Genomic DNA, 11,122 nt, shown 5'->3' with positions numbered 1-11,122 from the left:
GCGATCCATTAACCCCGGTGTTGCAATTGGTTCTTGAGACCGCCAGGTATCAAGACTTGGACGAGTCGGGGACAAGCCTTACTTTGCACATGAAGCTGCCAGCCGAACCGACACGCTAGGTGCAGCGCACCCCCATCGGTTACAATGATGTCCGTGAAGCAGGCCAGACAGTCGCTGGCTGGCGCCGCAAGGCGCTGGCGGGAGGAAGGTCCGGACTCCATAGAGCAGGGTGACGGTTAACGGCCGTCCGCCGAAAGCCGCAAGGTATAAGGCGAGGAATAGGGCCACAGAGACGAGCGTATTTAGTTACGGTGAAACGCGGTAACCTCCACTCGGAGCAATTCCAAATAGGCACGCGTTGATGTTGCTCGCGGAGCGTGCGGGTAGGAAGCTTGAGCGCCGGAGTAATTCGGCGCCTAGAGGAATGATTGTCGTGGCGGGAGTCCTTTCGAGGAGACCAGCCAACAGAATCCGGCCTATCGGCCTGCTTTACACTGAATTTTGCGCGGAGGTTTGATGCCGCAATACATCCTGGCGCTCGACCAGGGAACCACCAGTTCCCGTGCCATCCTGTTCGACCGCCAGGGCCAGGTCTTCGTCTGCGCCCAGCAGGAATTTCCCCAGCATTTCCCCCAGCCCGGATGGGTCGAGCACGACGCGCTCGACATCTGGACCAGCCAGCTCGCCTGCGCGCGCAAGGTCTTGCGCGACGGCGGCGTCGACGCTGCGCAGGTCGCCGCCATCGGCATCGCCAACCAGCGCGAAAGCACCGTCGTCTGGGACCGCGCCACGGGCGAGCCGATCGCCCGCGCCATCGTCTGGCAAGACCGCCGCACCGCCGGCGCCTGCGACCGCCTGCGCGCCGAAGGCCACGCCCGCCTGATCCAGCGCAGCACCGGCCTCGAACTCGACGCCTATTTTTCCGCCACCAAGCTGGCCTGGCTGCTGGAGAACGTGCCCGGCGCGCGCGATCGCGCCGAGCGCGGTGAACTCTGCTTCGGCACGGTCGACAGCTGGCTCGTCTACAAGCTCTGCGGGCGCCACGTCACCGATGTGAGCAATGCCTCGCGCACCATGCTCTACAACATCCACACGATGCGCTGGGACCCGGCCCTGCTGGCGCTGTTCGCCATTCCGGAAGCGCTGCTGCCGGAAGTCGTGCGCAGCGCCGGCGAAGTGGGGCGGACCAATGAGGAATGGTTCGGGCGCGCGATTCCCGTCAGCGGCATCGCCGGCGACCAGCAGGCCGCCACCTTCGGCCAGGCCTGCTACGCCAAGGGCATGGTCAAGAATACCTATGGCACCGGCTGCTTCATGCTGATGCACGCCGGTTACATGGCGCCGGTGTCGCGCAATCGCCTGCTGGCGACGATCGGCTGGAAGGTGGACGGCCGCACCGACTACCTGCTCGAGGGCAGCGTCTTCATGGGCGGCGCCACCGTGCAATGGCTGCGCGACGGCCTCGGCATCATCAAGGAGTCGAAGGAGGTCGAGCCGCTGGCGATGTCGGTCACCGACAGCGGCGGCGTGATGCTGGTGCCGGCCTTTGTCGGCCTTGGCGCGCCGCACTGGGACCCGTATGCGCGCGGGACCATCGTCGGCATGACGCGCGGGACCACGGCCGCCCACATCGCGCGCGCTGCGGTGGAGGCGATCGCCTACCAGAGCGCGGAACTGCTCGACGCCATGCAGAAGGACGCCGCCTGCCCGGTCACCGAGGTGCGCGCCGATGGCGGCGCCGCGCGCAACGATTTGCTGATGCAGTTCCAGGCCGACCTGCTCGGCGTGCCGGTGGTGCGCCCGGCGGTCACGGAAACGACGGCGCTCGGCGCGGCCTACCTGGCCGGACTGGCGCAAGGCTTCTGGACCTCGCGCGAAGAGATCGAATCGCTATGGCGCGCCGAGCGCCGCTTCGAGCCGGGCATGCCGATCGAGCGCCGCGCCGAGCTGATGGCGCGCTGGGCCAAGGCGGTTGATCACGCCAAGGCCTGGGCCGAACATTGACTGGATGGAGAGAGGATGCAGTTTGCAATCGCCCCGGTGGGCAACGGCGTATTCTGGAGCATGGCGGCGATCACCCTGCTGGCCTGCGCCGCGCCGCTGCTGGTGATCCGCCGCGACGGCCTGGCCGTGTGCATGAAGAACGTGGCGCTGTCGGCGATCCTGATCTTGCCGTTCACGGTGACCCTGGCCTATTCGGTGCACGACAATGCGCTGCGCGTCGAGGGCGGCAAGATCCTGCTGCGCGCCGCCCATTTCTACGAGCACGACCGGCCGCTGTCGGACTTCAGGCTGGATGCGGCGAAGGTCGGCAGCTATGGCGCTATTCAAGAAGCGCATCTCGGCGCGCGCCGCAACGGCATCCATATGCCGGGCTACACGGCGGGCCGCTTCAAGGGGGCGGGTGATGGCGTGGTGTTCGCGGTGATGACCGACCGCAGCCAGGTGGTGTATCTGCCGGCGCGGGTCGGGCCGTCGCTGCTGCTGAGCGTGGAGCAGCCGGAAGCGTTTCTGGCAACGCTGCGTGGCGGGAAGTAGGGTGGGCCGGGCCGCGCAAGGCGGCTTTGGCGTCCACCTGCGTTTATTTCTCGACGACTTCCAGGTCGAATTCATCCACGCCGGCGATCTCACCGTGCACGCGGTCGCCCGGTTTCAGGGCGCCCACGCCCGACGGCGTACCCGTGAAGATCAGGTCCCCTGGCGCCAGCGTCACCAGGCGCGACAGGTGGGCGATGATGTCCGGGATCGGCCAGATCATCTCGTCCAGCGTGCCTTCCTGGCGCACCGTGCCGTTCACCGAAATGCGGATGCAGGCGTCTTCCGACGGGTGGCCGAAACTGCTCACCGGGCGCAGCGGCGAGCAGGGCGCCGAGGCATCGAAGCCTTTCGCCATGTCCCAGGGGCGGCCGTTTTCCTTGGCCGCGGACTGCAAGTCGCGCCGCGTCAGGTCCAGGCCCACGCCATAGCCCCAGACCTTGGCCAGCGCTTCGTCGGCTGGAATGTCGGCGCCGCCGCTGCGCAGGGCCACCACCAGTTCGATCTCATGGTGCAGGTCTTGCGTAGCCGGCGGGTAGGGCAGCGCGCCTTCGGCCGGCACCACCGCATCGGCCGGCTTGGTGAAGAAGAAGGGCGGCTCGCGGTCCGGATTGCTGCCCATCTCGCGGGCGTGGGCGGCGTAGTTGCGGCCGACGCAGAACACGCGGCGGATCGGGAAGCGTTCGCTGCTGCCGAAGATGGCAAGCGAGGGTAAGGCGGGCGGCGTGAAGGCGTAGTCGGTCATGAAAGCTCTCTGGTTGGCGGTTGCTCTCATTCTAATGCCCGTGCGGGAAATGCGCCGCATCGGGTGGCCAGCTCAAAATCCGATCCGCCCCTTGCCCGGCCCCGGCCCCGGCCGCAGGCGCACGTCCGCGGCCGTCAGGTGGCGGCGCCCGTCGGCCACCGCATAGCCCAGGCAATCGAGCAGGGTCTTCCTCAGTTCGCGCGGCGCCACCGGCGCCAGTTTGTCGAGCACCGCGTCGCCCAGGCCATCGTCGAAGTCCGACAGGTTCAGTTCCACCACCAGCGCCGCCAGGATGCGCCGCGCAATGCCTGCCGCCTGCTCGCGCGTCGGCGCCGGCACCTCGTACACCGCCATCCGGTTCAGCAGCGGCGCCGGTATCCCTTCGGTGGAATTGGCCGTCAGCACCCAGCAGATCTGGCTGGCGTCGATCTCGACGTCGATGTATTCGTCGCGGAAGGCCTGCGCCGTTTCCGGCTCCAGCAACTGGTAGAGCGCCGCCAGCGGATCGGACTGCGAGGAGCCGCTGGCCTTTTCCACTTCGTCCAGCACCACCACCGGATTGGCGAACTGCCCGCGCACCAGGCGCTCGGCGACCTTGCCGCACTTCGCCCCGCGCCAGCTGGCCGAGCTGCCGGTGATGACGAAGCCGGCCGACAGCGCGTTCATGCCGATCAGCTCGAATTCGGTGCCCATGGCGCGCGCCAGGCGCCGTGCGAAATGGGTCTTGCCCACGCCCGGCCCGCCCAGCAGCAGGATCGGCATCAGGTTGCAGCCGCGGTTGCCGGCGTGGGCCAGGCGCAGGGTGCGCGCCAGGTCGTCCAGCACTTCATCGAAATTCGGGCATTCGTCGCGCAGCGGGTCCAGAACGTCGAGCGAGGAGGGCGTGGTGACGAAGCGCTCGGGGCCGGTTTCCAGCATGCGCTCATAAAAGGCGTCGAGTTCGGGCGAGCGCCCGCGGCTGCGCTCGAGCGCGTCCTGCACGTCGATCAGGTCATACACGGGGCGGATACGGGCAAGGGCGATGCTCACGGCGACGGCTCCTTTTATGCACAAATCCTAACTCAGTGCACGCCGATCACGCAATTTAACGCCACTGTCGCGTGCGCCCCCCATTGTTGTCGAAAGCGGGGGCCGATTCGGCTTAATTTTTGCGCTAGATCAAACGTAAAGACAGCTTGTCTAGATGAGGTAGCACATTCACTGTTTTAGCTAAGTGCTTCATTTATCGGAAGATTCTGTCTTGAGATCGCTTGAGGGAAGCGCGCTAAGTCCTTGGTTTCATTGGCAAAAAACGAAAGTTTCCCTACGGAATTCGCTTGACCAGCAACAACGCTTCCTCTAAAGTGGGAAACGGTGTGAAAAAGTGCAGTTTTGTGGGAGAAATTCAGGTCTCCCGGCGCGCAAAACAACTAGACTGATAACTCTCCAAACTAGGTACCTACGTGTTTCAAGGCGCGTCAGCGATCAATCTCGATGCGAAAGGCCGGATGTCAATACCGGCAAAGCACCGTGACGCCCTTGCAGTCCAGTGCGAAGGCCGCCTGACCCTCACCCGCCACCCGCACGGCTGCCTGCTGCTGTTCCCCCGCCCGGTCTGGGAAACCCACCGCGAGCAAATCGCCGCCTGGCCGATGTCGGCCCGTGCGTGGCAGCGCATTTTCCTTGGTAACGCCTGCGATGTCGAGCTCGACAGCGCCGGCCGCATCCTGATTTCCCCCGAACTGCGCGGCGCGGTCGGGCTGGAAAAGGAAGTGATGATGCTCGGCATGGGCACCCACTTCGAAATCTGGGACGCCGCCAAGCTGGCCGCGGACGAGGCCGAGGCGGTTGCCGGCGGCATGCCGGATGTCCTTTCCAATTTCTCTTTCTGAGGCACCGATGATTACACCCGATACGGTGCCAGCACTGCAGCATCGCACCGTACTGCTTGACGAAGCAATCGATGCGCTTGACCTCGACGAGGGCAAGCGCGCAGACGGCATCTATATAGACGGCACGTTTGGGCGCGGCGGCCACAGCCGCCTGCTGCTGTCGCGCCTGGGCGCGAACGGCCGTTTGATCGCTTTCGATAAAGACCCGATGGCGATCGCCACCGCCGAACAGATCACGGACCCGCGTTTCAGCATCGTCCACGACAGTTTCGCCACCATGGGCGAGGCCCTGCGCGCACGCGGCATCAGCCAGGTCGACGGCATCCTGCTCGACCTCGGCATCTCGTCGCCCCAGGTCGACGACGCCGGCCGCGGCTTCAGCTTCCGCAACGACGGCCCGCTCGATATGCGCATGGACACCACGCGCGGCATTTCCGCCGCCGAATGGATTGCCAGCGCCACCGAACAACATTTGGAAAAGGTCATACGCGATTATGGGGAAGAACGGTTTGCTTTTCAGATTGCAAAGGCGATTGTTGCTCGCCGGGCAGTCGAGCCAATTTCAAGCACACGCCAGCTTGCCGCAATCGTGGCAAACGCGGTCAAGACTCGTGAAAAAGGCAAGGACCCGGCCACCCGCAGCTTTCAGGCTATCCGGATTTTCATCAATAAAGAGCTTGAGGATCTCGAAGCCGGACTGAGCGCCGCCTACGACCTGCTGGCGCCGGGCGCGCGCATGTCGGTGATCAGCTTCCATTCGCTGGAAGACCGCATCGTCAAGCAGTTCCTGGCCAGTAAAGCCAAGGTCGCCCAGCCCGACCGCCGCCTGCCGATCCGCGCCGTCGATTTGCCGCAGCCGCTGATGAAGCTGATCGCCAAGATCAAGCCGAGCGACGCCGAGGTCGACGCCAACCCGCGCGCCCGCTCGGCGGTGCTGCGCGTGGCCGAGCGCCTGGACGATGTGGCCGGTGTGGCCGGTGTGGCCGGTGTGGCCGGTGTGGCAAAAGGTAGCGCTCGATGAGCAACAAGCTCAACGCCGTGCTGGCTGTCGGCCTGATCGCCTGCGGCCTGACGCTCGTTAACGCGCGCTACCAGTCGCGCCATCTGTTCATCGAGCTCGAACGCCTGCAGCAGCAGTCGCGCCAGCTCGACATCGACTGGTCGCAGCTCCAGCTCGACCAGTCCACCCTCGGCAAGAACGAGCGCATCGAGCAGATCGCGCGCACGCAACTGAACATGACCCCGCTGACCCCGGCCCGCACCCAGTACCTGACGGAGGGCGTGCGATGAAGCGCGACAAGCCCTTCACCACCGGCCGCGTGGCCGCCTCGAAAGGCATGGCTTTCTCGAAAAGCCCGGTGCTGGCCGTGCGCCTGCCCGACTGGCGCTCGCGCGTGATGCTGTTCGTGCTGTTCGCCGCCTTTGCCGCGCTGGGCGCGCGCGCGCTCTGGCTGCAGGGCATGTCGACCCAGTTCCTGCAAAAGCAGGGCAAGAGCCGCTACGAGCGCACCCTGGAACTGCCGGCCACGCGCGGCAAGATCATGGACCGCAACGGCGAAGTGCTGGCGTCCTCGCTGCCGGTGCGCGCCGTGTGGGCGATCCCCGAAGACGTGCTGCAGTCGCCGCCGGAAAAGATCGCGGAACTGGCGCGCCTGCTGGAGATGCCGGAATCCGACCTGCGCAAGAAGCTCGACTCCGACCGCACCTTTGTCTACCTGAAGCGCCAGGTCGAGATGGACGTGGTCGCCCAGATCGAGAAGCTGAAGATCGGCGGCATCGACACGCGCAAGGAATACAAGCGCTACTACCCGCAAGGCGAAGTCATGACCCACGTGGTCGGCTTCACCAACGTCGAGGACGTGGGCCAGGAAGGCATGGAGCTGGCGCAGCAGAAGTCGCTGGTCGGCGCCACCGGCAGCCGCCGCGTGATCAAGGACCGCCTGGGCCGCATCGTCGAAGACCTGGGCCTGTCGCGCGAGCCGCACGACGGCAAGGACCTGGTGCTGTCGGTCGACAGCAAACTGCAATACATCGCCTACAACAGCGTCAAGAACGCGGTCGAGAAGTTCAATGCGCAGGCCGGCGGCGCCGTGGTGCTCGACGTGCAGACCGGCGAAGTGCTGGCCATGGCCAACTACCCGAGCTATAACCCGAACGACCGCCGCCACCTGACCGGCGCCCAGCTGCGCAACCGCGTCATCACCGACACTTTCGAGCCTGGCTCGACGATCAAGCCGGTGACCGTGGCGCTCGGCCTGGAAACCAAGCGCATCACGCCGAACACGGTGTTCGATACCTCGCCGGGGCGCATGGTCGTCACGGGTAAAACCATCCGCGACACCCACAACTACGGCGTGCGCACCGTGGGCGGCATCATCCAGAAGTCCTCGAACATCGGCGTCGTCAAGATCTCGCAGCTGATCCCGCCGCAGGAAATGTGGGAGATGTACACCAAGCTCGGTTACGGCCAGGCGCCGCGCTTCGGCTTCCCCGGCCCGACCGCCGGCCGCGTGCGTCCGTGGAAATCGTGGCGCCCGATCGAATACGCGAACATGGCCTTCGGCCACGGTTTGTCGGTGTCGCTGCTGCAGATGGCGCGCTCGTACATGATCTTCGCCCGCAACGGCGACATCATCCCGCTGTCGTTCGTGAAGGTGAACGAGAAGCCGGTCGGCCAGCAAGTGATTTCGCCGCAGACCGCGGCCCAGGTGCGCACCATGCTCGAATCCGTGGTCGGCCCGGAAGGCACGGCGTCGAAGGCGCAGGTGCCGGGCTACCGCGTGGGCGGCAAGACCGGCACCGCCGAGAAGATCGTCAACGGCCGCTACTCGCGCACCGACAACATCGGTTATTTCGTCGGCATCGCGCCGATGTCGAAGCCGCGCTTCATCATCGCGGTCATGGTCGACAACCCGCGCGGCGCGCTGCGCACCGGCGGCAGCGTCGCGGCGCCGACCGCGGCCGACCTGGCGGCGAACGCGCTGCGCGCGGCCAACGTGCCGCCCGATTCCTCGGTCACCGACATCATCATTCCCGATGAGCCTTTGGAGGAGAGCTTGTGATGACGCCGACTATCCATCCGCTCGCAGAGATCTGCCGCTGGATTGCCGCCGCAGCACCGGGCGGCAAACTCGTTTCCGACTCGCGCCGCGTGCAGGCCGGCGACGTCTTCTTCGCCTATCCGGGCGACGCCCAGGACGGGCGCCGCTACATCGCCGCCGCTGTGGCTGCCGGCGCCGCCGGCGTGGTCTTCGACGACAGCGGTTTCGCATGGGACGATGCGCTCGACGTCCAGCACCTGGCAGTACCGGGACTGAAGGCGCAGGCCGGCGCCATCGCCCACGCCTGCCTCGGCCAGCCCGACGCCGGCATGTTTACCGTCGGCGTCACCGGCACCAACGGCAAGACCTCGATCGCGGTCTGGCTGGGCCAGGCGCTGGCGAAACTGGGCGAGACCGCCGCCGTCATCGGTACGCTCGGCGTGGGCCTGTTCAGCGGCCGTGCCGAACCGGCATTCATCGAGACCGGCTACACCACGCCCGACGCCGTGCTGCTGGCCGTTAACCTGGCCGCCGTGCGCGACGCCGGCGCGCGCGCGCTGGTCATCGAGGTTTCGTCCATCGGCCTGGAGCAGGGCCGCACGAACGGCATGCATTTCGACGTCGCCGTGTTCACGAACCTGACGCGCGACCACCTCGACTTCCATGGCGACATGGAAAACTACGAAGCGGCCAAGCGCAAGCTGTTCGCATGGCCGGGCCTGCAGACTGCCGTCGTCAACCTCGACGATCCGGCCGGCGCGCGCCTGGTCGATTACCTGCGCACGCAACTGCCGCAAGTCGCAGTCACCGGCTACACCCTGAAGAACGAGGCCGAGCAGCCTGCCATCGACGGCGTTGCCATCCTGCGCGCCGCACACAAGCGCGCACGCCCGGCCGGCACCGAATTCACCCTGGAAGCGGCCGGCGCCAGCCTGCTCGTGAAGACCCGCCTGGTCGGCCACTTCAACATCAGCAATGCGCTGGCCGTGCTGGGCACGCTGCTGGCCAAGGGCGTGGACATCAAGCGCGCGGTCGAGGCGATCGAGGCCCTGACGCCGGCGCCGGGCCGCATGCAGCAGGTCGGCGGCCAGGATGCGCCGCTGGTCGTGATCGACTACGCGCACACGCCGGACGCGCTGGAAAAAACCCTGACCGCACTGCGCCAGGTGGCGACGGAACGCGGCGGCGCGCTGTGGTGCGTGTTCGGCTGCGGCGGCGACCGCGACCCGGGCAAGCGCCCGCAGATGGGCGCCATCGCCCAGGCGGCCAACCAGGTGATCGTCACCAGCGACAACCCGCGCAGCGAAGAGCCGGGCGCCATCATCGCCCAGGTCGTGGCCGGCATGGCGCCAGGCGCGCGCCACCAGGCCATCGAAGACCGTGCGGCGGCGATCCTGTCGGCCGTCAAGCAGGCAGGCAAGCAGGACGTGATCCTGCTGGCCGGGAAGGGCCACGAACCCTACCAGGAGATCAAGGGCAAGAAGCTGCCGTTCTCCGACGCAGACCATGCCGCGCTGGCCCTGACGGCGCGGCTCACCATGATGAGGACACACTAAGCATGCGCGGTTCGCTCGCAACATTAAGCACATCGATCACTGGCAGCCGCCTGACGGCGGATGCCGTGTTCGACAGTGTCTCGACCGACAGCCGTACGGCTCCCGCCGGCGCGCTGTTCGTCGCATTGCGCGGCGAGACTTTCGATGCCCACGATTTCCTGGAGCAGGTTGCCGCGCGCGGCGTGGCCGGCGTGGTCGTCGAGCGCCTGCCGGAGGGCTGGACCCTGCCGGCCATCGTGGTGCCGGATACGCTCACGGCCCTGGGCCAGATCGCCAACAGCTGGCGCCGCCAATACGGCATCCCCCTGATCGGCGTCACCGGCAGCAACGGCAAGACCACGGTCAAGGAAATGATCGCGTCCATCCTGGCCGCCGCCTTCGGCGAATCCGAGCGCCTGGCCACGCAGGGTAACCTGAACAACGAGATCGGCGTGCCGCTGACGCTGATGCGCCTGCAGGCTGCGCACCGCGCCGCCGTAGTGGAGCTGGGCATGAACCACCCGGGCGAGATTGGCCGCCTGGCGGCGATCGCCCAGCCAACGGTCGCCCTGGTGAACAACGCCCAGCGCGAGCACCAGGAATTCATGCACACGGTGGAAGCGGTGGCGCTGGAAAACGGTTCGGTGTTCACCGCGCTCGCCAGCGACGGCGTGGCCGTGTATCCGGGCGACGACACCTATACGCCGATCTGGCAGGGGCTGGCGTCGCACTGCCGCAGCCTGACATTCGGCCTGGACGAGGCCTGCGCCGTGCGCGCGTCGTACGCAAGCAATGGCTTCGGTAACAATTTGAAAGTGACTACCCCTGGCGGCGAATTCGCGGTAACACTGGCGGCCGCCGGCGAACACAATGTGCGCAATGCGCTCGCGGCGTTCGCCTGCGCGCTGGCGGCCGGCATCGACGGCGACACCATCGTGTGCGGCCTGGAAGCCTTTGCGCCGGTCGGCGGCCGCCTGCAAAGCAAGCGCGCAGCGAATGGTGCACTGGTGATCGACGACACCTACAACGCGAACCCGGATTCGATGCGCGCCGCGATCGACGTGCTGGCCAGCTATCCGGCGCCGCGTTTCCTGGTGATCGGCGACATGGGCGAAGTCGGCGCCCAGGGCAAGGAATTCACCGAAGAGATTGGCGCTTATGCGCAGGCACGCGGCATCGAGCGCGTGCTGGCAACGGGCGATCTGTCGCGCCACCTGGCGACGGCGGGCGCCGCATATTTCGAGCAGTTCGACGCATTATTGGCAGCACTGGACGAGCAACTGGGCGGCAATTCTGATGCAACTGTGTTGGTGAAGGGCTCGCGCTTCATGAAGATGGAACGCGTGGTCAATCACCTGATTGGTTCAACAAACACTGGCAAGGACGCCCACTAAC

The 11,122-nt window shown here is 66.3% G+C and carries 10 protein-coding genes and 1 other RNA gene; 9 read left to right on the top strand and 2 right to left on the bottom strand.

What is annotated here, in order from left to right:
- Positions 1-155: 155 nt before the first annotated feature.
- From rnpB to QWL29_RS23585, 3 genes are all read left to right on the top strand, one after another.
- Positions 156-495, top strand: an RNA gene (rnpB, locus tag QWL29_RS23595) — RNase P RNA component class A.
- Between the two features lie 21 nt (positions 496-516).
- Complete coding sequence (glpK, locus tag QWL29_RS23590) at positions 517-2,004, top strand: glycerol kinase GlpK (RefSeq protein ID WP_305825294.1); 1,488 nt, start codon at positions 517-519, stop codon at positions 2,002-2,004.
- Between the two features lie 15 nt (positions 2,005-2,019).
- Positions 2,020-2,538: a PH domain-containing protein gene (locus QWL29_RS23585; protein ID WP_305825293.1), complete on the top strand. Its 519-nt coding sequence runs from the start codon at positions 2,020-2,022 to the stop codon at positions 2,536-2,538.
- 43 nt (positions 2,539-2,581) lie between these two features.
- Here the strand turns inward: QWL29_RS23585 and QWL29_RS23580 are convergent, their stop codons facing one another.
- Complete coding sequence (locus QWL29_RS23580; RefSeq protein ID WP_305825292.1) at positions 2,582-3,280, bottom strand: fumarylacetoacetate hydrolase family protein; 699 nt, start codon at positions 3,278-3,280, stop codon at positions 2,582-2,584.
- 72 nt (positions 3,281-3,352) lie between these two features.
- A complete protein-coding gene (locus tag QWL29_RS23575; RefSeq protein ID WP_305825291.1) occupies positions 3,353-4,309 on the bottom strand; it encodes an AAA family ATPase in 957 nt (318 codons plus the stop codon).
- Positions 4,310-4,722: 413 nt separating this feature from the next.
- Between QWL29_RS23575 and mraZ the strand changes: the two genes are divergently transcribed.
- The 6 genes from mraZ to QWL29_RS23545 are packed head-to-tail and all read left to right on the top strand — an operon-like array spanning position 4,723 to position 11,121.
- Positions 4,723-5,151 (top strand): division/cell wall cluster transcriptional repressor MraZ, encoded by a 429-nt coding sequence (mraZ, locus tag QWL29_RS23570; protein ID WP_305825290.1) that lies wholly within the window; start codon positions 4,723-4,725, stop codon positions 5,149-5,151.
- Positions 5,152-5,158: 7 nt separating this feature from the next.
- Positions 5,159-6,172, top strand: a complete 1,014-nt coding sequence (gene rsmH / locus QWL29_RS23565; protein ID WP_305825289.1) for a 16S rRNA (cytosine(1402)-N(4))-methyltransferase RsmH — start codon at positions 5,159-5,161, stop codon at positions 6,170-6,172.
- Positions 6,169-6,441 carry a cell division protein FtsL gene (gene ftsL, locus QWL29_RS23560; protein WP_305825288.1) on the top strand — a complete coding sequence of 91 codons (273 nt, stop codon included), beginning with the start codon at positions 6,169-6,171 and terminating at the stop codon, positions 6,439-6,441. The genes rsmH and ftsL overlap by 4 nt, the downstream gene beginning before the upstream one ends.
- Positions 6,438-8,213: a peptidoglycan D,D-transpeptidase FtsI family protein gene (locus QWL29_RS23555; RefSeq protein ID WP_305825287.1), complete on the top strand. Its 1,776-nt coding sequence runs from the start codon at positions 6,438-6,440 to the stop codon at positions 8,211-8,213. The genes ftsL and QWL29_RS23555 overlap by 4 nt, the downstream gene beginning before the upstream one ends.
- Entirely contained in the window at positions 8,213-9,748 is a 1,536-nt protein-coding gene (locus tag QWL29_RS23550) for a UDP-N-acetylmuramoyl-L-alanyl-D-glutamate--2,6-diaminopimelate ligase (protein WP_305825286.1), read from the top strand. The genes QWL29_RS23555 and QWL29_RS23550 overlap by 1 nt, the downstream gene beginning before the upstream one ends.
- 2 nt (positions 9,749-9,750) lie before the next feature.
- Positions 9,751-11,121, top strand: coding sequence for a UDP-N-acetylmuramoyl-tripeptide--D-alanyl-D-alanine ligase (locus tag QWL29_RS23545; protein ID WP_305825285.1), 1,371 nt, complete (start codon positions 9,751-9,753; stop codon positions 11,119-11,121).
- The last annotated feature ends 1 nt before the right edge of the window (position 11,122 follow it).

This window comes from Massilia brevitalea (assembly GCF_030711405.1).
GTDB lineage: Bacteria > Pseudomonadota > Gammaproteobacteria > Burkholderiales > Burkholderiaceae_D > Telluria > Telluria brevitalea.
Note: the sequence above shows the minus strand (reverse complement) of the source record. Positions and strands in the feature narration are given on the sequence as shown.

Excerpts from the sequence above, each read along its gene's own strand:
- rsmH (WP_305825289.1), top strand. The coding sequence starts at position 5,159 with ATGATTACACCCGATACGGTGCCAGCACTGCAGCATCGCACCGTACTG.
- QWL29_RS23585 (WP_305825293.1), top strand. The coding sequence starts at position 2,020 with ATGCAGTTTGCAATCGCCCCGGTGGGCAACGGCGTATTCTGGAGCATG.
- QWL29_RS23545 (WP_305825285.1), top strand. The coding sequence starts at position 9,751 with ATGCGCGGTTCGCTCGCAACATTAAGCACATCGATCACTGGCAGCCGC.
- QWL29_RS23555 (WP_305825287.1), top strand. The coding sequence starts at position 6,438 with ATGAAGCGCGACAAGCCCTTCACCACCGGCCGCGTGGCCGCCTCGAAA.
- QWL29_RS23550 (WP_305825286.1), top strand. The coding sequence starts at position 8,213 with ATGACGCCGACTATCCATCCGCTCGCAGAGATCTGCCGCTGGATTGCC.
- QWL29_RS23580 (WP_305825292.1), bottom strand. The coding sequence starts at position 3,280 with ATGACCGACTACGCCTTCACGCCGCCCGCCTTACCCTCGCTTGCCATC.
- ftsL (WP_305825288.1), top strand. The coding sequence starts at position 6,169 with ATGAGCAACAAGCTCAACGCCGTGCTGGCTGTCGGCCTGATCGCCTGC.
- glpK (WP_305825294.1), top strand. The coding sequence starts at position 517 with ATGCCGCAATACATCCTGGCGCTCGACCAGGGAACCACCAGTTCCCGT.